Source organism: Pseudomonas sp. AC463 (assembly GCF_979253585.1).
The window spans coordinates 72,084-94,606 of record NZ_CEEDDZ010000024.1 but is presented as its reverse complement, the minus strand read 5'-3'; the positions used below and the strand labels follow the sequence as shown (position 1 = coordinate 94,606).

Below are 22,523 nucleotides of genomic sequence, written 5' to 3'. Positions count from 1 at the left end.
TCCGCCTTTTTCCCGTATCCATTGAATCCTCCTGAAGATCGGTCAGAAGGTGTAAACCTTATTCAGGACGGGACAAAGGCCAAAAAAAAGCCTGCATCGCTGCAGGCTTTTCTCTATCTGGCTCCACGACCTGGACTCGAACCAGGGACCCAATGATTAACAGTCATTTGCTCTACCAACTGAGCTATCGCGGAATGCGCCGTATGTTACTGATTGAAAAGGAGAAGTCAAGCTTTCTCTGGCATTTGGCGCAATTACACCGGTTGGCCGGTTGAGAGCGGCTGTTCCCTGGCCAGCTCCAACCAGGCGCGTGCCGCCGGGGGCAAGTGGGCGTTGCTGCGCCAGGCCAGGGCGATGTGCCAGTCGGTGTGGGGTTCGTCCAGGGGGATCAGGGCGATGTCGGCATGTTGGTGCTTGTGCGCCAGCATGCGCGGCAGGAAGGCGACGCCCAGCCCGGCGGCGACCAGGTCGACGATAAAGTCGATCTGCCCGCTGCGCGCGGTGACCCGGGGCGTCACGCCCTTGCGTTCGCAGGCAGTGAGGATCTTGGCATTCAGCGCAAACCCGGCTTCGAACAGGATGAAGGGCGAATCCGCGAGGTCGGTGAAGTCGACGCGCTTGCGCCGCGCCAACGGGTGGCTTCTGGGCAGCACGGCCATCAGCGGTTCGTTGCGCACCGGCTGGTAGTCGAAGGCTTCATCCACGGGCAGTAGCAGGGCCGCGAGGTCGACCTCGCCCGCCTCCAGGCATTCGCGCAGTTTTTTGCTGCCATATTCGGTGAGTTCAATGTCGATGTCCGGGTAGCGGCTGCGATAGGTGGCGAACATGCTCGCAAACAGTACACCGCAACCCACAGGCGGCAGGCCGATGCGCAATACACCGCGCTTGAGGCCGCGCAGGTCATTGATTTCGGCTACCAGGTCATGGTGCTCGGCGAGCATCACCAGGGCGCGGCGGTAGGCGATTTCGCCGGCGGCGGTCAGTTCGTTCTTGTGACCGAGGCGATTGAGCAGCGGCGTGCCGTACTCCTCTTCCAGGGTCTTGACCGCCTTGCTCACCGAGGACTGAGTCAGGGAAACCACCTCGGCGGCCTGGGAAAAGCCACCCTGGCGCACCACTTCGACAAAGGCCTGCAGCGTCCTGAGGTTCATCGGTATTCCTTGAGCGACTGACATGTAGTGATAAAAGTTGTTTTTATCATGCCAGAGTTTTGCCTATCCTCCACCCACCTTGCCTTGTGGAGACACCCTTGATGATCATCTCGTCCGCATCCGATTACCGCGCAGCCGCCAAGCGCAAGCTGCCACGTTTTCTGTTCGACTACATCGACGGCGGCGCCTACGCCGAGCACACGATGCGCGCGAATAGTTCGGACCTGGCCGAGATCAGCCTGCGCCAGCGCATCCTGCGCAACGTCGACAACCTGAGCCTGAACACCACGCTGTTCGGCCAGGAACTGGACATGCCGGTGATTCTCAGCCCCGTCGGCCTGACGGGCATGTACGCGCGACGCGGTGAGGTGCAGGCGGCGAAGGCGGCGGCCAACAAGGGCATTCCGTTTTGTCTGTCGACGGTCTCCGTATGTTCAATTGAAGAGGTGGCCTCGCAGAGCCCGCAGTCGATCTGGTTCCAGCTTTATGTGCTCAAGGACCGTGGCTTTATGCGCAACGCGCTGGAGCGCGCCCAGGCCGCCGGGGTAACTACGCTGGTGTTCACCGTGGACATGCCCACGCCTGGCGCGCGTTACCGCGATGCGCACTCGGGCATGTCCGGCCCATTCGCGGCACAGCGGCGCATGCTGCAGGCCGTGACCAAGCCGCAATGGGCGTTCGATGTGGGCCTGATGGGCCGCCCGCATGACCTGGGCAATATCTCCAAATACCTGGGCAAACCCACCCATCTGGAAGACTACATCGGCTGGCTGGCCAACAACTTCGATCCGTCCATCAGCTGGAAAGACCTGGAGTGGATCCGTGAGTTCTGGAAGGGCCCGATGATCATCAAGGGCATCCTCGACCCCCAGGACGCCAAGGACGCGGTGAGCTTCGGCGCCGATGGCATCGTGGTGTCCAACCATGGCGGCCGCCAGCTGGACGGTGTGTTGTCCACCGCCAAGGCATTGCCGCCGATTGCCGAGGCCGTGGGCGATGACCTCACGGTGCTGGTCGACTCCGGCATCCGCTCCGGGCTGGACGTGGTACGCATGCTCGCCCTGGGCGCCAAGGCGTGCCTGCTTGGTCGCGCGACCGCCTATGCATTGGCCGCTGATGGCCAGCACGGAGTAGAGAACCTGCTGGATATCTTCGCCAAGGAAATGCGTGTAGCCATGACCCTCACCGGCGTGACCTCGATTGACCAGATTGACCACACGACCCTGGTGCAATCAGCCAAATAACTGGCGTCACTCTTCAATGACTGTTTCCGCATTTAAAAACAGCCATTGATTTATAAGGATTTTTATTAAGTTAAACAAAATGGCATGAATCTCGCTCTAACTTTTCCCAAGCAGGTTAAGCGATGACAAGACGTGCGGCGGTGCCCAGGGGTTATAACCCACTGCAAAGCGGTCTAAACTGTTTCCATGTTTTACGGAACTGAAGGAACAGTAAGACGCTTGGCATTCGCCACTCTCATCGAGCCTGTAAGACAGTCAAGTGCTTAGAGGCCGATTGCTTATGAAAACACCCACCCAGACCAACGCAATCGACTTCGACAGTGCCAAATTGCAACGCCTGGGCTTTGGTCAGCCGTCGCTCCTCCCCCGCCGCCCCACAACCATTACCCAACTTCGCCAGCAACTCGGCATGCAGCTGCAGACCAGCCTGGAGCCGGAACGCATCCTCGCGGTGTTCTTCCGTGAGATCCAACGCCTGGTGCCGCTGGACGCCCTGCACTATCGCCACGAAGCCAGCGACCTGCGCCTGGAGTTCGGCCACCGCGGCCACCATTCAGTGAGCTACAGCCTGAGCCACGAAGGCGAACACCTGGGCGAGCTGATCTTCCGCCGCAACCAGCGCTTGCTTGAAGAAGAACTCGGCCAGCTCGAATCGCTGCTCTCGACCTTGCTCTACCCGATGCGCAACGCCCTGCTCTACCGCGCCGCCACCCGCAGCGCCCTGCGCGATCCGTTGACCGAAACCGGCAACCGCGTCGCCATGGACCAGACCCTGCAACGGGAAATCGACATGGCCCGCCGGCACCTGAACCCGTTGTCGTTGCTGATGCTGGACATCGACCACTTCAAGGTCATCAACGACACCCACGGCCACACCGCCGGCGACAGCGTGCTGCGCGCGGTCGCGGGAGCGATCAAGGGCCAGTTGCGTAACGTGGACATGGTGTTTCGGTTTGGCGGGGAAGAGTTTCTGATCCTGCTGTCCAACACCGGGCGCGAGGCGGCGGCCCTGGTGGGTGAACGCCTGCGCAAGGCGGCACAGGCCCAGGATTATTGGGCGGACGGTACACGGATCGACTTGACGGTGAGCCTGGGCTGCTCGACCTTGTTGGCCGCCGAGTCTGCCGAAAGCCTGTTGCGCCGGGCCGACAACGCCTTGTACGTGGCCAAGCGCGAAGGCCGTAACCGCCTGGCGATGGCGGGCTAAGACTGTGGCTAGGGAGCTTGCTCCCTAGCCACAGGTTACTTTTCTGCCTTGAATCAAGCCTCGCTGGCGACGCGAACCTGGCGCTCGCGCACAACCCCCGGCGCCTTTTCTTTCTCCAGGCGCATGCAGCTTTCCAGGAACAGGTACATATAGTCGTAGCTCTTGCACACGGCCTGGCGCAGCTCGGCCTGCAGGGTGTTGGTCGGGTTCATTCCGGCCAGGGTGCAGATGATTTCCAGGGCTTCCCACGGGTGGGCATCATCATACTGGGCATGCATCTTCAGCCACTTCATTGCGCGCTTGCGGTCTTCCTCCGGGAAGGCTGCCGCGTAGACGCCGGTGGAACAGACCACGGCAGACCACTCCCCGGTCGCGCCCTCGATCGCGTAGTTGGTTGCGGCAATGGCCACGATCAACGAGTCGGACGAGCTGGTGTGCCAGCACCAGTGACTCAGTGCGTGCAGCTCCGGCGCTACATTCTGCGCCTGCAACTCTTCCAGGCTGACGCCATGGGCTCGCGCCCAATGTACCCAATAGTCGGCGTGGTTAAGCTCCACGCGAATATTGCGCATCAGCCAGCGGCGCGCCATATCCTCCCCAGGATGGCGGGCAAATTTGGTTTTGGTGAGGTTCTGCGCCATGTACAAGGCAAACTGCTCAACCACAGGCCAGCCACCTATCAGGTAGTGGCGCAGGGTCTTGGCGCTGAGCGTGTTATCGCGCATGCGCTGGTACAGTTCGTGTTCGACAACGCGCCGCTTGCTCTCGCTACAGTCCTGGATCAATTGCTGCGCCCAGGTCGGGTAACTCGAGGCTTCCATAAGCGGGCCGGTTCTGTTGAATGTGTCGATCACTGTTGGGCTCCTTTTCAAGTGTGATTTACAGACCAGCAAATGTTTCAGCGGAATGTGCCGGGCGCCTTGAATAACAGAGGCTGCGGCCGCACAGGTCGACACTGCAAGCTATCAAAGGTAAACAATTGCGGTCGTTCAATCAGGTAGCCCTGAGCGTAATCCACACCTATCTCGAGTAATGCCTGTTCGATTTGCGGTGTCTCGACAAACTCTGCAATTGTGCGCTTACCCATGACGTGGCCGATGTGATTGATCACTTCAACCATCGCGCGGTTAATCGGGTCGTCCAGCATATCCTTTACGAAACTTCCATCGATCTTCAGGAAGTCTACAGGTAAATGTTTGAGATATGCGAACGAGGACATTCCGGCACAAAAGTCATCCAGCGAGAAATGACAGCCTAAGGCTTTGAGTTCATTAATAAAGCGAATCGCACTGCCCAAGTTTGCAATGGCGCTGGTTTCGGTAATTTCAAAACAGATCATTCTTGGCGGGATGCCGTAAGTGTGAAATTTCTCACGCAAGAATCCAAGAAAGTCATCATCACCAATAGTGATGCCCGACAGATTAATCGCACACATGGCCATCGGCCGGCCCGGGCGTTCGTGCATGCAGCGCGCGATAAGTTTGAATACGTTCTCCACCACCCAACGGTCCAGGGAGGTCATCAAGCCGTAGCGCTCGGCCGCCGGGATAAAGCTGTCGGGCAGAATGATGCGGCCCGCCTCATCATGCAGGCGCAGCAGGATTTCAATGTGCCCATCGCCGCCGTCGGTATACCCCAAGGGTGAAATTTCCTGGGCATACAGGCAAAACCGGTTCTCCTCCAGGGCCATGTGCAGACGCTGCACCCAGGCCATTTCGCCAAAGCGCACGGACAGTTCCGAGTCATCGGCATGGTACACCTGCACGCGGTTGCGGCCTTTTTCCTTGGCCATGTAGCACGCCATGTCGGCGGCCCGCAGTGAGGTTTCCAGGGTGGTCGGGGTATTCGAGATATGCACCAGGCCGATACTCACGGTGGTCATGAACGGCCGGCCCTTCCACACAAAATGCAGGCTTTGCACGGTATGGCGCAGGCTCTCGGCGATTTTTTCTGCCACCGGCGCCGGGCAGTTCTCCAGCAGGATGCCAAACTCGTCGCCGCCCAGGCGGGCCAGGGTGTCGCCTTCACGCAGGTCCGATTGCAGCAGCGCGCAGATGTGCCGCAGCAATTCGTCACCCGCCGCATGGCCGCAAGTGTCGTTAACCAGCTTGAACTGGTCCAGGTCGAGAAACATCAACGCATGCCGCCCGCTTTGCGCGCCGCCGCCCGGGTGCAGCACCTGCTCCAGGCGGAACTCGAATTCGCGGCGGTTGGCCAGGCCGGTCAAGGCATCGTGGGTCGCCTGCCACGACAGGTTGGCAATGTATTGGCGCTCCTGGGTCATGTCGTGCAGCACCAGCACGGCGCCTGTGACCTTGCCGGCGCTGCGGATCGGCGCGCCCACCAGGGTTACCGAGACCGTGCTGCCGTCCAGGCGCTGGATGGTTTTCGAATGCTCGCTGCCACCACTGAGCTGGCCCTTCACGATGTGTTCGATCAAGGTGAAGCCGTCGGGCTGGGCAGTGTCCTCCAGCAGCTTGAACAAAGCCGCCAGCGGCAGGCCCTGGGCCTGGGCCGACTGCCAATGGGTCAGCGCCTCGGCCGCCGGGTTCATGTAGGTGATGGCGCCATCGACATCGGTGGTGATCACCCCGTCGCCAATCGACTCCAGGGTGATCTGCGCCCGCTCCTTCTCTTCTTGCAGGGCATCGGCGAATGCATGGCGCTGGGTCAGCAGCTTGTGGGTGCGCAGCAGCGCCAGCACGATCAGGCCCAAGGCCGTCGCCAGGTTGGTAATCAGCAGCAGCCGCAGGATCATCCGCGAGCCTTCGCCCAAGGCGTCGCTGAAGGCCTTGGCGGCGGGCGTCACGCCCTCGTTGATGGCGATGATGTGCGCCTTCCACTGGCGTACATCGTTGGGGTTGACCTGGTCGCGGGTGATCGCCTGGTGCATCTCGCGCGCCAGGTCATCGAGTTGCACCAGATAGCCGTCGCCGACGGTCCACAGCTCAATGGCCTTTTCCAGGTAACTGAAGTGGCGAAAATTGAGGTATAGCCAGATCAGGCTGGAGACGTCATCCGGGTGGTTGCCGCCCTTGAGGATGCCTTGGCGAGCCGCGCTCAGATCCGGCGTGGAGCGGTCCAGAGCGATGCGCAGCTCATGCCCGCCCTGGGGCACGGCAATGGCTTGCTGGTATTTGAGGTAGGTGGTTTCGTCACGATTGTCGGCGTACAGCGTGAGGTAATAGATCGCGTCTTTCTGGCCCTTGGACCACAGGCTTTCGCCTGCCACATAACCGCGCACCGCCGACAGCACATAGAGACTCACGCAGCCCAATAATGCCTGGAACAGCACGACGGCGATAAAAGGCCACACAATGCCCAGCAGCCGGGGCGTTCCGAGAGTCCGTTTTTGCTTCATGAAGTCCCTTGCACATGCACTGCTGAATACGCACGCGAAAATCCGCTTCCTGAGCCGAGTCTGAATCAACGCACTTGTTGCAAGTGTCCATACAGCTTGGCGTACAGGCCGCCGTCGGCAATCAGTTGCTGATGATCACCATCCTCAGCAATGTGACCACCGTCAAACACTAACACTCGATCCGCTTGCTTAACCGCCGACAAACGGTGAGCAATGATCAGTGTAGTACGGCCGCTGAGAAACCGCGCCAGCGCCTGGTGCAGGTTGTACTCGGTGGCGGCGTCGAGGGCCGAGGTGGCCTCGTCAAGGATCACCACCTTCGGCTCGGCCAGCACCATGCGCGCAATTGCCAGGCGCTGGCGCTGCCCGCCGGAAAACCGCACGCCGGAGCGCCCCACCACACTGTCCAGGCCCAGCGGCAGCGCTTTGACGGTAGCATCCAGTTGGGCAATTTCCAGTGCCTGCCAGCAGGCCTGGTCACTGCGGCTGCGGCCCATGGTCAGGTTGGCGCGCACGGTGTCGTTGAACAGCGCCGGGTGTTGCAGCACTACGGCGACGTTCTCGCGAATGGTTTCCAGGCCGATCTCCTGCTGGCTGGCCCCGCCAAACCGGATCGTGCCCGCCTGGGGCGTATACAACCCGAGCAACAGTTGCACCAGGGTGCTCTTGCCGCCGCCACTGGCGCCGACAATCGCCACCTTCTCGCCGGGGGCGATGGCCAGGTTCAACTGGTCGAGGACCAGGTCTTCGCCATAACCGAAGTCGAGGCCGCGCACTTCAATGCCCACGGTGGCGCGCCCGCTGAACGGGTCGGCGCCGCCGGCATATTGCGGCTCGTCGGCCCGCGCCAGCAGCTCGTTGATTCGCGTCAGCGCGCCGCCCGCCGCGTAGTAGGCGTATTGCAGGTTGAGCAGTTGTTCCACCGGGCCGATCATGAACCACAGGTAGCTGAACACCGCGAGCATCTGGCCGATGGACAGGTCGGAAAACAGCACGGTGAGCATCGCCGCTGCGCGGAAGATGTCGATGCCGAACTGGAACAACAAGCCACTGGCGCGGCTGGAGGCGTCGGTTTTCCATTGCGAGTGAATGGCGTAGTCGCGTACTTCCTGGGCACGTTGGCCGAGGCGCCCGAGGAAGAAACCCTGGCGATTGCCGGCGCGCACTTCCTGGATCGCATCGAGGGTTTCGGTCAGCGCCTGGGTGAAGCGCGAAGTGCTGTCGTTTTCCAGCTTCTTCAGGTGTTTGACGCGCTTGCCCAACTGCACCGTGGCGTAGATCACCAGCGGGTTGAACAGCAGAATCAGCAAGGCCAGCTGCCAATGCATCCACACCAGGATCGCCGAAGTGCCGACCAGGGTGAGCATGGCCACCAGGAAGCGGCTGAGGGTTTCGCCGACGAATTTGTCCAGGGTGTCCAGGTCGGTGACCAGGTGCGTGGTCACCGTGCCGCTGCCGAGGCTTTCGTACTCGCCGAGGGAGATGCGCTTGAGGCGCTCGATCAGGCGCACGCGGATGCGGTACACGATGTCTTTGGCCAGCCGCGCAAACAAGCGTGCCTGCACCACGTTGAACAACAGCGCGCCGCAGCGCAGCAACAAGGTCAGCAGCAGCATCAGGCCGATATAGCCGGCGGCCTTCTGCCAGCCCAGCGGCAGCGCGTGGTTCATCACCTTGAGTGCGGCATCGCCATGGCCCAGCAGCACTTCGTCCACCAGCAGCGGCAACAGCAAGGGGATGGGCACGCTGCACAGGGTCGCCAGCACGGCGACGCCATTGGCGATCCACAGGGATTTCTTGTGACGCAGGGCCAGGCGGCGAATTTCCGCCCAGGTCAGACGCTCGGTGCGTTTGCGCTCATCCTGCACAGGTGGCTCGCTCCAGCCATCGGGCCAGCAACGGCGACAACTCGGACAGCGGCTGATAGCCGTTGGTCAGCAGCGCCAACTGGCCATTGCGCTCGGCCAGCAGCGTCGGGAAACCGGCGATGCCCAGGTCCTGCACCCAGGTAAAGTCGGCGGCCGTGGCGGCGTGCTGCTCGGCGCGGTCGAAGGCGCCGGCAAACTCGATGCGCGGGATGCCCGCCTCTTCAGCCAGCTCGACCAGCACGCTGGCGAGGGTCACATCGCGGCCCTCGACATAAAACGCGCGCTGGATCAGCCCCAGCAATGTCCACGCGCAATCCGGCGCCAGGCTGCGCGCGGTGACGATGGCGCGGCAGGCGGGCTCGGTGTCATACACAAAGCCGTCGGGCAATGCGCCCTCGCGCTTGAACGGCTGGCCGGTGGCGTCGGTGACCGCCTGCCAGTGCTCAAGAATGTAGCGTCGGGTGGTCGGCTCCAGTGCCGCGCCGCTGCCGGTGCGCAGGCCGCCCACCACCAGGTGCAGTTCCACGCCGGCCGCCTGGGCCTGCTCCACCAACGCCGCGGCCACCGGGGCAAAGCCCCAGCACCAGGAACACATCGGGTCCATTACATAGAGCAGGCGCGCGGACATGGCTCAGGCCTCGAAAGGGGTTTGCTTATAGTTGAAGCCAATCGGGTGCGGCATATTGCGGGCCTTGGCCAGCTCAATCTGCTTTTGCCGGTCGATTGCACTGCGACGGGTTTTCTCCGGCAGCTTATCCCAGCAATGCGGGCAGCTGATGCCGGCCACGTAGTGCTCGGACGCGCGGTCTTCGATGCTCACCGGTGTGCGGCAGGCATGACATTGATCGTAGTCGCCTTCGCTCAAGTCGTGGCGCACGGTCACGCGATTGTCGAACACAAAGCAGTCGCCCTGCCATTTGGTCTCCTCCTGCGGCACCTCTTCGAGGTACTTCAGGATGCCGCCCTTGAGGTGGTAGACCTCACCGAAACCCTCGCTGAGCATATAGCTCGAGGCCTTCTCGCAACGAATGCCGCCGGTGCAGAACATCGCGACCTTCTTGTGCCTGGCCGGGTCGAAGTTGGCTTTGATGTAGTCGGGAAATTCGCGAAAACTGGTGGTTTTCGGGTCGATTGCGCCCTCAAAGGTGCCAATCGACACTTCGTAGTCGTTGCGGGTGTCGATCAACAGCACTTCGGGGTCGCTGATCAGCGCGTTCCAGTCCTGCGGCTCGACGTAGGTGCCGACTTTCTTGTTCGGATCCACGCCTTCGACGCCCAGGGTCACGATCTCTTTCTTGAGCTTGACCTTGGTGCGGTAGAACGGCTGGTCGTCGCAGTACGACTCTTTGTGGTCGATGTCGACCATGCGCGGGTCGTTCTTCAGCCAGGCCATCAGGCCATCAATGCCTTCGCGGCTGCCGGAAACGGTGCCGTTGATGCCTTCTTCGGCGATCAGCAAGGTGCCTTTGATGCCGTTGTCGACCATCGCCTGCAGAAGTGGCTCGCGCAGGGCGACGTAATCTTCGAGGGTGACGAACTTATACAGTGCCGCCACGACAATCGGTTGAGTCATGGGTGTTCTCTCCAGGTGGCTACCCTCGTAAGGGGTGAACCGGATGCAAAAAAATGCGCCGACTGAGCGGCGCGATGCGGATTCTACCAAAAGCGCGACGCCACTGCACCGCCCCTCATTCACCGATATTTCCTTGACGCCCTGACGGCATTGGCTGACCTCGACCCGTACAGCCTGCGTGATAGCGTCTTGCGCCGCCCAACGGATCCACCTTTGGGCTCACAGGAAGATCGATGACATGGAAACTTCAAACCATTCGTTATTGGCCAGACTGGTGGAACGGCCCGTCGCCCCGGGCGAGGGAAAAGTCGACTTCACCACCGCCATGGGTCAACTCGGTTTCACCAGCGTTTTCGACATCGTCGAGCTGCCCAAGGACGAATTCATCCGTCAACTGGCACTCTACAACGATGACGATGGCGCTCACGCTTACGAAAACGCGCTGTCCTACACCACGCAACTGCAATGGCTGTACTACCACGCGCCCGCAGCCTCCACTCGCGACAAACGCGAGCTGGAGACGAACGTGGCCAGCCCGCTCAAAGAGGACTGGGGGAATGCCTGCCACCCCGATGCCATCGACGCTATCGATTCGCCTGTCGCCTACCTGCGCGCACTGTTCCTTTTTGCAACTCAGCTTGAAAACAACGGTAAGGGACCGAAAGACAAAATCCTCTTGAGCGAACGGCGCCCGGACCTGAACACTCTACTGATTGACCACGACACGACCTTTACCCAGCGCCCACTGCTGACGCTGATCGATGACATGTTGCACAAACAGGTCAAACGCCATCACCCGAAAGCGGAGTTGCACACTCTGCTCAGCCAGCAACGCTACCCCTTGACGCTGCCTTACCACCATCATCACCTTCAATGCCGCCTGGGGCTGTCGGGCACCCGGCACGCCTTGGGTGAGTTGAACTATCGAGTCAGCAAGCGGCTGCCGTATGACGATGCCGGCAACGATCTGTATGCCAAGGTCAAAACGCGCGAGGGTGGTGCGCAATGCCTGCTAAGCGGGCTGAATCCCGAACAGCAAAACCTCTTGACGCAGCCACCCGTCAAGGAAGATTCATTGTTTCAAACCTACTTTGGCACAACCGGCGCACCGGAAAACCTTGACGACTTCCTCAACTGTACGGCGCTGGACAGTACCCGGTTACAAGCCCTCCTGGCGCAAAACAGTTTCGCCCCCCATGCCTCCCGCTCGGCGCCTGATCAAACATTACCGACCTATGGTGCCCGCTATGTCAACGGCACCGACACCCAGCCCAAGGTAGAGGTAGGCAAATCCACCGACGGGAAAATTGCGAAACTACTCAATACCACCCGCGATCGATTCGACCGCTTGCATCGGATGATCCGCCTGCAACAGTGGGTCGATCTACCGTTCGCCGAACTGGACACGCTGATCGTCAGCGCCATGGCGTGTGAGGGCACCGCCACCCTTCAGATAAGCGTCAACACCTTGCGCGCATTGGGGACCTACTGCTACCTCCGTGGACGCTACAGGCTTAAGCCGCTGGAGTTTTCGGCGTGGCTGGATCACTTACCCCTGCAGGCCAGCGCCAACGAGCAACCCTTATTCGATCAGGTGTTCAATCGCACACTGCTGACCGGGCGCCCACTTGCGCTGGACGAACAACCCTTCGATGCGCAGACCCGTCAGCAGCTTTGCGCCGCATTGGGGTTGAGTGATACAGCGGATTCGCTGCAACTGTTGATAGCCGCATTGCCCACCCCTGCCAAAAGAAATCTTGCTACGTACTCCGCGATCTATCGACAGGCACGAGTCGCCCAGGTTTTTGGTCTTTCTGTCTTGCACTGCAAACAACTGGTCGACGTGCTGGGTCCGTCCACCTGGAGCAAGCTGGTCACCCCAACATTGCGCAACGGGATGGACTTTCTCGATCTGCTCATGCAATTGGACTGGGCCGTCACCTGGCTCACGGACAGTAACACCAGCGTAACGCAGCTGCGTCAGCGATTGCTGCTGGAGCCTGGCACTGATAACCCGGCGCTCAAGCGCTGGGGCGACGTACTGCCTGAGGGACTTGAGGCGTGCCTCCAACAGTTCTTGAAAACGCCAGCGCCGGCCCTGTACAGCGATGAGCTTACGAGCCACTACACCCTGCACTACACAAAAACGCAGGCTGAGGCCAACCACCTGATCCTACTGGCGCCCGATATCACCACGCTTTTGCCGTTGCCGATCAACAGCGTGTCACTGCGTCAATTGCTGCTCAACCCCCGTTGGCTGGACAGCAAAAATTCAACCGCAGGATGGGTCAAGCTGAGCCTGGGCACACTCTATCTATTACAGCGCTTCAGGGACTGCTGCGATACGTATGGCCTGGCACAGGACAGCCTCTTGGCGTATTTCCAGAACGCCAACAGCAACGCGCCTCAAACCCTCAATACCCGACTCAGCCAATGGTTGGGATGGGACGAAAAAGAACTGAAGGTACTCACTGAAACCTTGCCCGAACTCAGGGTCACGTCCATGAACCAACTGGATTGGATCATGCGCTGTCGACAAGCCTGCGCCATCACCCGGCTCTCCAGCCAAACCCTCCTCGACACCAGCGAACTGGATATCACCAGCGGCCTCGATAAATGGAAGGACGTGGGCGAAGCCATCATCGCCGCACATCAATAACGACTTACGCTCAACCCGCAGACTCAAGGAATGACCATGTCTGAGACCCTCGACCAACGCCTCAATGAAGCCTGGCGTGACGCCATGCTGAGCTACTATCTGGCTCACTGCATCAGCGCCGACCTTAAAGACTCGCTGCGCACACCCAACGACCTGTATGACTACTGGCTGCTGGATGTACAAGTCAGTCAGGCGGTGCCCACCAGCCCGGTCGCCAGTGCGATTATCAGCCTGCAGCACTACATCAACCGGATTCACTCAGGCCTCGAACCGGGTTACGAAACCCAGGGCATGTCGCTTCACGAGACCCAGGCCTGGCAACAGTCCCTGCACACTTACCCCCTGTGGAGCGCCAGCCAGCAACTGCGCTATCACCCGCAAAACTTCCTCGACCCCACGCTGCGCGAGGACAAGAGCGAGAGCTTTGAGCAACTGGAAAACGAGCTCAACCAGCACCGGCTTCAACCCGCGTCCGTGCAGAACGCCGTGCAAGGCTACCTGTCACGCTTTGAAGAAGTCGCCAGCATTCGGACGCTCAATGGCTACATCGATGGCAATGTCAATCAGTGGGATACCAGCACCTATTACTTCGTCGGCAGATCCACCACCGATGTGCTCTATTACTGGCGTTCGCTTGACCTGTCCAAACGCTCCAGCGTCAAGCCAGAGGCACCTGCGCCCCTGGCCTGGGCAGACTGGATACCCATCAACCTGACGTTTAGCGCCGATACGCCCGTCCACAGTATTCGTCCCGTGGTGTTCAATCATCGGTTGTTTATTGTTTGGGCTGAAATCATCCAGCCTGGGCCTTACCCATCCTTCAAGGCGCAGGGAAACGGCAATGGCGACAATGGCGACGAGGAGGAAAGCCAACGTCAGAAGGAATGGCTGAACGACCGGTTCGTGAAGTTTCGCCTGTGCTTTTCCTATAAAAAACTGGATGGCACCTGGAGCCTGCCGCACACGGGCCTGGAAGAACACTGCGTTACGCGGGGCGTCAACGCACTTACGCCGGCGCAACTTGTCAGCATCACGCAGACCGTTGCCGTGGTGGATACCCGCTCCCCTCACACACTGTTCCTGGGTATAACAGCCAATACGCTCAAGCATGGCAGCGACCAACCGGGCGAGTTCTTCCAGGCCATCAGTGTCGATCAGTCATTGGGGATAAAAACCGTCGCTTCTGCGGGCAGCCCGGACCTATACAAGATCGTGTCGAGTTCAGACGTTGCCCCGGAAGCCATCCGGTTGCTGGGCGCCTATGAGGCTGGACAACACTGGTCGCTGCAGGCCGGCTCGTTGGGGGGTATCAACAAAGACAACCTCTTTTCCAGCGTATTACTCCCCCCGTTCGCCTATCAATACTTCCGCCTGTTTTTCGATATCAACAGGGACAACTTACAGTTCAAGACAGGCGAAGCGCAGCGGCAGGACATCAGAACCGTAACCCTGGCGGCTCAAACACTCGTCACAGACCAGCCGCGCGCGTGGAAGTTTGATTCCAAAAGCACCGATTTCGTCGCCGCCGATACCGCCACTACCACCTTTGATCCCGTCACCAACGAGTTCGTCTTCACCTCGAAAATCGCTCAGCCCTTTCTGCAGACTTACAACATTACACTTGCCTCCCAGTACTCCGAGTTCAGCATTACCCTGGTCACCAGGCCTGCGTTGCACGACCCGACCTTATCCGAAGTCGAACTCCTCAGCGGCTCGTTCATCAATATCGACTGCGCGATACTCCCCGAAGGAGACGCCACCTACCACTCGATGTTCTTTAAAAACTCCAGGACCGGAAAAAGCTTTTCCAACGCCATTCATGACAAGGGCTCCATATTGTTGAGCCTTGTGCGCCAGAATAACTCAGTGCCGGACTTGAGACCGGGACAAAAAAATCAAGTCAAGGCCGTCGTTCAATACTCCCTGGAAGGGAAGTTTCTCAACAAAAACGCATTTCTCCACTTGTCTACCTACACCCATCATCAGATCCCCTTCCTGGCGATACTCGACCGCTACAGCGGGTACAACTTGCCAGGTGATGAGGGCTCCAACAAAAAACTGCACTTCATGAGTGACCTGAGGCTTGATTCGGTCAACACGTCTGCGCCTAAGGTGCGTTTCTACAAGCACGTCATCATGCAGTCCAAACTGAAAGACGTGCCCACCCCACAAGCGATCAATAACAACACCGCCCAAATCCTTAATTACACGGACATCGAACACGAAAGTCTGACGGGCGCGTCCCCGGAATTAGCAACCGGGCATCTGACGAGTACACGGATAAAGTTACCTGATGGGCAACCCGCATCAGCCATCACGCTGATCCATGGGGTCATCGTCCTTGAGAGCCAAGAGAATACGGTGAGCGTTCTCGGCTATGCACTCAAGGCCGTGAAATGCACCCTCAGTGAATCCGCTGCCGCCGACAAGCCTGCCCATTCCCCGCGTATTACGCGCCAACCGCAAAAAACCGGAGAGGCAGCCGAGTTCATTGATTTTTCCAACACCCTCAACCCAAGTTTCCCCGCAATCCGACTCAATACCTCCGTCGCGCGTAAATTCACCCAGGCTGCCATGCTCAGCTTCGACCCTTCATTTTTTCGGTCGCCTGGGGACTGGACGGAACCGCCATTGGCTGCCGGCACCTCCCGCATGCCCCTGGACTTCCAGGGTGCGCATGGCAAAAGCTTGCGTGAACTATTTATCTATTTGCCCTGGACCATCGCCCATTACCTCAACCAGCAACAACAATTCGCTCAAGCCGAAACCTGGTTGCACTACCTGTTCGACCCTCGTCAACCAAGCGCCGGAGCGCTGGGTTCGCTGCCAAGCCAACCCGCCGAGCTGAGCTACGCCTGCCAACACCCCGAGAGCCCACATTACCTGGCTCTCAGCTTTACGACACACCTGCGCAAGGCGTTGTACTACCTCAATGTGGATATTCTGATCAACCGGGGCGACGCGGCCTATCGCCAGTTGAGCCCCGACAGCCTGGCCGAAGCCAAACTCTGGTACATCCAGGCGCAGAACCTGCTGGGCATGCGCCCGACGGTCACGCGCGCCGATACCTGGACCTCGCGCACACTGGAAACATTGGCGAACATACCCGACCAGCCAATACGCCAGTTGGAACAGCAACCCGGATACACCAAGCAACTGTCCAACCAATGCAAAACCGCGGGGCAACGCACCTGGCTCACGGACAGCCCCGACTTCTATCGCCCGTTAAACACGCAACTGGTCGCACGCTGGGACACATTGGAAAGTCGCCTGCATGGGCTGCGCCATCATCTGGATATTGCCGGCAAGCCACTGCGCCAAACCCTCTTTGCGCCCCCCTTGTCCCCCGCCGCCCTGCTGACGCGAAACTCACAGAACGGCGCAGGTGACGCCAGTGCCCGGCCGCCGGTCCGTCCTGAAGTGGGTCACTACCGGTTCCAGGTCATGCTGGGGCATGCCTTTAGCGCAGTCGACAGCCTGGCGCAGTTCGGCACCACGCTGCTCACACTGATCGAGCGCAAGGAGCAGGCGCACTACCTTGAGGTGCAACAGCAAAATGCCTGGCAATTGGCCGAACTGGTGTTGGCCCAGCAGACTCAGGCCCTGGCCGTCGACGAAAAAAACAACGACGCGCTACGTCGCAGCCGCGCAATCGTGCAGGGCAGACTGGACTTCCTGACGCTGCAGCTCAGAGAAGGCATCAGCAGCGGTGAAATCTCGGCAGGCCAGTACTATCTGGAGAGCGCCGCCTGGGAGAGAAAAGGCGCGATTGCCGGTATGGCCGCCGGCGCCGCCATGCTCATGCCCAATATCTTCGGTACGTCGTTCGGCGGTATGCGCTTTGAAGGCGTGTTCCATGCCTACCAGGCCTTCGCCCAAGGCGAGGCCAACGCCGCCCGCGCCAACGGCAGCGATCTGGAGCGCACCGAGCAATTCGGTCGTCGTGCCCAGGAGTGGGCCCATGCCGAACAACAGGCACGCCTGGAACTGGCCCAGATCGACGCCCTGCTGCTGGTGCAAGCAGAGCAGGAAAAAGCCACGCACCTGCAACTGCGCAGTGCCCACACCGCATTGAACCAGGCCAAGTCAGCCTACCAACTGCTCGGCATGCGCTTTACAGGGGCACAGCTTTATCAATGGCTCACTGCGCAACTGAGCACGTTCTATTACGCACTGTATGACAGCGTCCACTCCCTATGCCTGGCCGCGCAAGCCTGCTGGCAGTATGAGACCGCCGACAGCCAGCAGTTCTTTCAAGGTGGAGCCTGGCACCACACCTCCCGAGGCCTTTTGATTGCCGAGGGCTTGAAACTGAATCTGGTGAAAATGAACGCTGCGTATCTGCAGCACACGCCACGCGAACTGGAAATCAGCAAAACCGTGTCGCTGCGCCATCGCTTGATCGAGTGTTTGGTCAAAACCGAAGGAAGATCCTCTCAAACCACCCAAACCTGGGCCGAGCATAAAGTGGGCCTGATAAGCAGCGGCACGATTGGTTTTAGCCTGACCCAAGCGTTGTTGAATGAAGACTATCCTGGACACACCCTGCGGCGGATCAAGCACGTCAGCGTCTCCCTACCCGCTACGCTGGGGCCTTATGAAGACATCAAAGCGACGCTGACCCAAACCCGCAATGAAATTCAGATGCCCGATGGCACCCTCAAAATCGACCTCAGGGCACATCAGCAAATCGCCTTGTCACGCGGGCTGGATGATGACGGCCTGTTTACCCTCAACTTCGACAACGACCCGCGTTACCTGCCGTTTGAATACACCGGTGCCGTATCGACCTGGAGCTTGAATTTCACCAATGCGCTGCGACAAAAAAACCTGCTTGAATCAATCACCGACATCATCATCCATGTGCGCTACACCGCAAGGCCCGGCAGGAGTGAAAGATGAGCACCCAAGCGAATGAATCGCCCCTCACGGTGCCATCGCTGCCCAATGCCGGCAACGCCATCGAAGGCGTCGCCGGCGGCTTGGGCACCGTGGCCGCCGACGGCACGGCGACCTTCGAGATTGCGCTGCCGATTTCTACGGGTCGTGGTTTTGCACCTACGCTGTCATTGGTCTATCGCAGTACGGCGGGCAACAGTGCGTTCGGTCTGGGTTGGGACGTCAGCCCTGGCGCGGTGAGCCGACGCACCCAACGGGGCGTCCCCGCCTACACAGAAGCCGATACATTCCAAGGTCCGGATGCACAACCCTGGATGCCCGAACGTACCATTGATGGCGTGCTCGTGCAGACACAGCGCGACAGTTTTGACCAGGTGCCACTGGGCCTCACCTATGCCGTCACGCGCTACTTCCCCCGCGTCGAGAGCCGGTTCGAGCGCATCGAGCATTGGCACTCGGACGGCGACACAGCCGGGTTCTGGTTGATCCAGGCGGCTGACGGCAGCCGCCATGTGTACGGTAAAACCCACTTGGCGCGCATCGCCGATCCCGGTAACCCAAGCCATGTCGCGCAATGGCTGCTTGAGGAAAGTCTGAACGCCCATGGCGAGCATATCGGCCACCAGTACCTGGCCGAGACCGATACCCGTACTGAGCCACATGACAGCCGCGCCCAGCGTTATCTGCACACAGTGTGTTACGGCAACGTCAAAGCCCGTGAAAAAGAGACACTGTATCTGCTGAGGGCCGACGACCTCTCCAGTCAGAAGTGGCACTTCTTCCTGGTGTTCGACTATGGCCAGCGCACCACGGCCAGCGACGAGCGTCCGCCCTACGACGCGCTCAACCCCTGGCCCCTTCGCGAAGACCCGTTTTCCAGCTACCTCTACGGCTTTGAGCGACGAACGCTGCGCCTGTGCCGACAGATCCTGATGTTTCACGCCTTTGTCGATGAGCCCGACATGGGCCCTGACCCCGTGTTGGTCAAGCGCCTGCGATTGGAACATCGAACCGCTCGCAACGGGCTCAATACCCTGACCGCAGTACACGAACAGGCCGTTGACGCCCAGGGACCGCTCACCCGCCTGCCGCCGCAAGAATACCTGTATCAAGCCTCAAGCCTGAAACTGGACATCCATCGCTACCAGCGCTTTGATGACTTGCCCGGCCTCAACAACGGTCAGCGCTACCAACTGGTGGATTTATACGGCGAAGGCCTGCCGGGGATCCTGTATCGCGGCGATCAGGCCTGGTATTACCGAGCGCCTCAGCGGGCCGAAGCGTCCACGGGCGATGCGGTGACCTACGCCCCCGCTCAAGCATTGCCGGACATTCCCGTGTCAGACGGTTCACGCCCGGTATATCAAGCCCTGCTCGATATCGATGGCGATGGTCGCCCGGAATGGGTCCTGGCCCGGCCGGGGATGGGCGGTTTCTTCAACCTGGCTCCCCCAGGCAACGAGGCGGGGTTCATACCGTTCGACGCATTCCCAATCGAATTCCTGCACGCCGAGGCGCTATTTGCCGACCTGATGGGCAGTGGTTTGGGTGACCTCGCACTCGTGGGCCCGCGCAGTGTGCGTTTTTACCCCAATCGACAAAACGGCTTCGGGCCAGGCGTCGAGCAGGCGCACACGATTGACGGCGATGACCTGCCGTCCTTCACCCGTTCTTCCGCCGACTGGGTCGGCTTCAGCGACATCCTCGGCAGCGGCCAGCAGCACTTGGTGCGTATCCGTTTCAACGAAATCAAATGCTGGCCCAACCTGGGCCTTGGGCGATTCGGCAAAGGTCAGGTGTTGGCCACCTTGCCGTTCAGGGAGACGACGTTCAACGCTGCCAACGTATTGCTGGCGGATCTGGATGGCTGCGGTGCCAGCGACTTGTTGTACCTGACGACTGAAGGGGTCAGCATTTACCTCAATCAGGCCGGCAATCGCTTCGCCAGAACGCCCTTGGTATTGCCGTGGCCGTCAGGCGCGCAGTACGACTCCTTATGCCAGGTGAGCGTGGTGGACCTGCTGGGCAATGGCTACGCCAGCCTGATCATCAGCACCCTGCATCCACGCCCTCGCCATTGGCGCTATGCTTTTTTTGACAGCAAACCCTGTTTGCTCAGCATTGCCAACAACAACCTCGGCGCCCAAGTCAACGTGAGCTACCGCAGCAGCGCTCAGGAATGGCTGGACGAGAAAAAGCAACATCACGCCGAGGGTAAGCCCGCCATCAGCGGGCTGCCCTTCGCGCTCAACCTGGTCAAACGTCAGGTACTGCAGGATGAGATCAGCAATAACACCCTGACCCAGTTTTTCAGCTATCGCCGGGCGTATTACGATGCCGATGAGAGCGCCTTCCAGGGCTTCGGCTTGTTACTGCAAACCGACAACGAAACCCGCAACGACGAGGTGCCCGAAACCGGATCGCACACCAAACGCTGGATTCACACCGGTCAAGCGCTGGATATGCCCCAGGACGATTACAGCCGCCATGACGCTGACGCCATCAAGCTCGGCCTCACGCTGCTGGGGGAACATACTGCACCCGAACAGCCACAACCCATCGACCATCAAGACCAACTGATCACGTCACCCACTTCACAGCAAGTACGCGAGGCAGCCTACGCCCTCAGGGGCCTGCCATTGCGCGTGGAGGTATTCACCCTCGACCCGGCCAACCGGACACCCTACTCGGTGCACCAGTATCGCTATATGGTCCGGCGGGTGCCCCAGGCACCCGGCTCAAGCGCCTGGGCGCGAATGCTGCCACTGACGCTGGAGTCCGTGAGTTATCAGTACGAACGGGTGCCTGATGATCCGGTCTGCGAACACCAGGTCAACTTGCGCTGGGACGCCTATGGCAGCCTGGTTCACAGCGCCACGGTACACAGCGCACGGCGCACGACTGTCAAGGATGCGCCACCGGTACTGCTCGAAGATGAGCATCAACAACACTGGTGGCGTGACACCCACGATTCGGCTCAGCAGGTCTTTTACCTGAGCGAAACGTTGACGCAATGGATTCATCAGCCACATAACGACCAATGGCGATTGGGCTTGCCCTATCGTCGCCGCGACAACACCTGGACGCTGCCCAAGGGCCCGCCACCTGAGGGCTTGAACGCAGCGGCCATCCGCTATGAAACGTTGATCAACCGGCTTTCAGGGCCCTTGGGGCCACAAGCGCCACGCGAGCTGAGCGGCTTGTCGATTCAGTACTACCGCGAGCCCGGCGGCAAGGGCCAGACCCTGGCGCCTGGAACGGCAACCTTCCAGGGGCTGGCCGACTATCGAGAAACCGCCGAACTCGCCCCCGCCGCGTTGCAAGCGCTGAAAGAAATTCCGCACCTGCAGGGCCAACCCGCCGAAGACCTGCCGAGCCGCCTGCGCCAAATCGGCTATCGCCCCATGGCGGTGTTTTTCCATGCCAATGACCAGGAACGCCAGGCGCCTCCCGACCTTTGGTCAATCCGTCGTGACTTTCCTCGCTATCTCAACGCCAAGCGCTTCTGTCGCTTACATTCCTGGCGGCTGACTCAAGCCGAGAATGAAACCACGCTGACCCATGACCCGTACGGGTGTCAGGTCATTCAAGTCAAACACGCCGACGGCTGCATCACCCACGTCAAGCATGACTACCGTTTGCTCCAGCCGGTCAGCATCACCGACTCTAACGGCACCTGCGAGCAAGCGCTGTACGATGCGTTTGGTCGCTTGCTCGCCACCAGCGTGCAAGGGCAAGAATCGGCAACGCCCGTCGGCTTTGGGCAATTGTCAGCCTATCGCAGGCCGACGGGCGCGGGTGTCGAGTCCGCCATTGAGGCACCCGCAACGATCCTCGGCGAGGCCGCCAGCGCCTGGCTCTACGACCCGTTCAGTTGGATGGGCTCGATTGCCTCGGCCGACCGGCAGGCGGACTGGCTCACTCAACGCTACCTCTTGCCCGACGGGCACATCCGCGCCACCACCCGGCTGCGCTTGAAAAAAAAGGCCAGCGCTTTGAGTGCGAGTGAGAAAGCCTTGTCTGACTTGATTCAAAAGGCCAGCCGCGAACCCGCCCGCAGCCTGCTGTTGGCAGCTGATCGCTATATCAAGGATCAGGAACAGCTCATCCACATGACCCTGATCGCCCAGGACGGCTTTGGCCGCATCCTGCAACGCAAACAAAAAGCCGCGCCGGGGCCGGCCTGTGCCGCGGCCGACAACGGTGACCTGCGCGCCAGCAACGGCGCCCTCCAGACGGCTCAGGCCGACCCGCGCTGGTGCGTCAACGAGCACACCGAGTACAGCCCCAAGGGCCGGATTATTCGGGTGTATCGCACCTATTACGCCGACCGCCACCGGTACATCGACGGTCAGTCCCTGCGCCAGTTAATGCACAGCGACAGACAGTTCCATGACCCCATCGGTCGCCCCACGCGCACCCTTACCGCCAGGGGGGCGGTGCGACAAATCACCTACTGGTCCTGGTACACCGTCAGCGAGGATGAAAACGATACCTGGGAGCCGCCTGCGCAAGAACCGTCTTCCACCCCATGAAACGCGAAGCCACCGTGGCCGACTCA

General features: G+C 60.1%; 11 protein-coding genes and 1 tRNA gene. 5 read left to right on the top strand and 7 right to left on the bottom strand.

Features of this window, described 5'->3' with window-relative positions; translation table 11 throughout:
• Positions 1-118: 118 nt before the first annotated feature.
• Together AC0IYH_RS25165 and AC0IYH_RS25160 are read right to left on the bottom strand one after the other, a co-directional pair.
• Positions 119-194: transfer RNA gene (locus AC0IYH_RS25165), tRNA-Asn, on the bottom strand.
• A gap of 60 nt (positions 195-254) precedes the next feature.
• Entirely contained in the window at positions 255-1,151 is an 897-nt protein-coding gene (locus tag AC0IYH_RS25160) for a LysR family transcriptional regulator (protein WP_116626301.1), read from the bottom strand.
• Between the two features lie 101 nt (positions 1,152-1,252).
• Between AC0IYH_RS25160 and lldD the strand changes: the two genes are divergently transcribed.
• Positions 1,253-2,395: an FMN-dependent L-lactate dehydrogenase LldD gene (gene lldD / locus AC0IYH_RS25155; protein ID WP_116626300.1), complete on the top strand. Its 1,143-nt coding sequence runs from the start codon at positions 1,253-1,255 to the stop codon at positions 2,393-2,395.
• Between the two features lie 280 nt (positions 2,396-2,675).
• Positions 2,676-3,602 (top strand): GGDEF domain-containing protein, encoded by a 927-nt coding sequence (locus AC0IYH_RS25150; protein WP_116626299.1) that lies wholly within the window; start codon positions 2,676-2,678, stop codon positions 3,600-3,602.
• Positions 3,603-3,655: 53 nt separating this feature from the next.
• Here AC0IYH_RS25150 and AC0IYH_RS25145 read toward each other — a convergent pair whose 3' ends face one another.
• The 5 genes from AC0IYH_RS25145 to trhO all read right to left on the bottom strand — a co-directional run bounded on the left by AC0IYH_RS25145 (position 3,656) and on the right by trhO (position 10,404).
• Positions 3,656-4,456, bottom strand: coding sequence for a TenA family transcriptional regulator (locus tag AC0IYH_RS25145; RefSeq protein ID WP_471836756.1), 801 nt, complete (start codon positions 4,454-4,456; stop codon positions 3,656-3,658).
• Positions 4,457-4,500: 44 nt separating this feature from the next.
• The gene (locus tag AC0IYH_RS25140; RefSeq protein ID WP_471836755.1) at positions 4,501-6,963 is read right to left on the bottom strand and encodes an EAL domain-containing protein; all 2,463 of its coding nucleotides are present in this window, start codon (positions 6,961-6,963) and stop codon (positions 4,501-4,503) included.
• Between the two features lie 65 nt (positions 6,964-7,028).
• Positions 7,029-8,831: an ABC transporter ATP-binding protein gene (locus AC0IYH_RS25135; protein WP_471836753.1), complete on the bottom strand. Its 1,803-nt coding sequence runs from the start codon at positions 8,829-8,831 to the stop codon at positions 7,029-7,031.
• Positions 8,821-9,426, bottom strand: coding sequence for a DsbA family protein (locus AC0IYH_RS25130; protein WP_177409961.1), 606 nt, complete (start codon positions 9,424-9,426; stop codon positions 8,821-8,823). The genes AC0IYH_RS25135 and AC0IYH_RS25130 overlap by 11 nt, the downstream gene beginning before the upstream one ends.
• A gap of 36 nt (positions 9,427-9,462) precedes the next feature.
• Positions 9,463-10,404 carry an oxygen-dependent tRNA uridine(34) hydroxylase TrhO gene (trhO, locus tag AC0IYH_RS25125; protein WP_471836752.1) on the bottom strand — a complete coding sequence of 314 codons (942 nt, stop codon included), beginning with the start codon at positions 10,402-10,404 and terminating at the stop codon, positions 9,463-9,465.
• Positions 10,405-10,642: 238 nt separating this feature from the next.
• Here trhO and AC0IYH_RS25120 point away from each other — a divergent pair, with 238 nt between their 5' ends.
• The 3 genes from AC0IYH_RS25120 to AC0IYH_RS25110 are packed head-to-tail and all read left to right on the top strand — an operon-like array spanning position 10,643 to position 22,497.
• Positions 10,643-13,063 carry a Tc toxin subunit A gene (locus AC0IYH_RS25120; protein WP_471836750.1) on the top strand — a complete coding sequence of 807 codons (2,421 nt, stop codon included), beginning with the start codon at positions 10,643-10,645 and terminating at the stop codon, positions 13,061-13,063.
• A 36-nt stretch (positions 13,064-13,099) separates the two neighbouring features.
• A complete protein-coding gene (locus AC0IYH_RS25115) occupies positions 13,100-17,965 on the top strand; it encodes a Tc toxin subunit A-related protein (RefSeq protein WP_471836748.1) in 4,866 nt (1,621 codons plus the stop codon).
• Positions 17,962-22,497 carry a SpvB/TcaC N-terminal domain-containing protein gene (locus AC0IYH_RS25110; RefSeq protein ID WP_471836746.1) on the top strand — a complete coding sequence of 1,512 codons (4,536 nt, stop codon included), beginning with the start codon at positions 17,962-17,964 and terminating at the stop codon, positions 22,495-22,497. The genes AC0IYH_RS25115 and AC0IYH_RS25110 overlap by 4 nt, the downstream gene beginning before the upstream one ends.
• Positions 22,498-22,523 lie beyond the last annotated feature (26 nt).

What these genes read in the sequence shown, in the direction of transcription:
- AC0IYH_RS25160 (WP_116626301.1), bottom strand. Translation starts at nt 1,151, where the DNA reads ATGAACCTCAGGACGCTGCAGGCCTTTGTCGAAGTGGTGCGCCAGGGT.
- lldD (WP_116626300.1), top strand. Translation starts at nt 1,253, where the DNA reads ATGATCATCTCGTCCGCATCCGATTACCGCGCAGCCGCCAAGCGCAAG.
- AC0IYH_RS25150 (WP_116626299.1), top strand. Translation starts at nt 2,676, where the DNA reads ATGAAAACACCCACCCAGACCAACGCAATCGACTTCGACAGTGCCAAA.
- AC0IYH_RS25140 (WP_471836755.1), bottom strand. Translation starts at nt 6,963, where the DNA reads ATGAAGCAAAAACGGACTCTCGGAACGCCCCGGCTGCTGGGCATTGTG.
- AC0IYH_RS25130 (WP_177409961.1), bottom strand. Translation starts at nt 9,426, where the DNA reads ATGTGTTCCTGGTGCTGGGGCTTTGCCCCGGTGGCCGCGGCGTTGGTG.
- trhO (WP_471836752.1), bottom strand. Translation starts at nt 10,404, where the DNA reads ATGACTCAACCGATTGTCGTGGCGGCACTGTATAAGTTCGTCACCCTC.
- AC0IYH_RS25120 (WP_471836750.1), top strand. Translation starts at nt 10,643, where the DNA reads ATGGAAACTTCAAACCATTCGTTATTGGCCAGACTGGTGGAACGGCCC.
- AC0IYH_RS25115 (WP_471836748.1), top strand. Translation starts at nt 13,100, where the DNA reads ATGTCTGAGACCCTCGACCAACGCCTCAATGAAGCCTGGCGTGACGCC.
- AC0IYH_RS25110 (WP_471836746.1), top strand. Translation starts at nt 17,962, where the DNA reads ATGAGCACCCAAGCGAATGAATCGCCCCTCACGGTGCCATCGCTGCCC.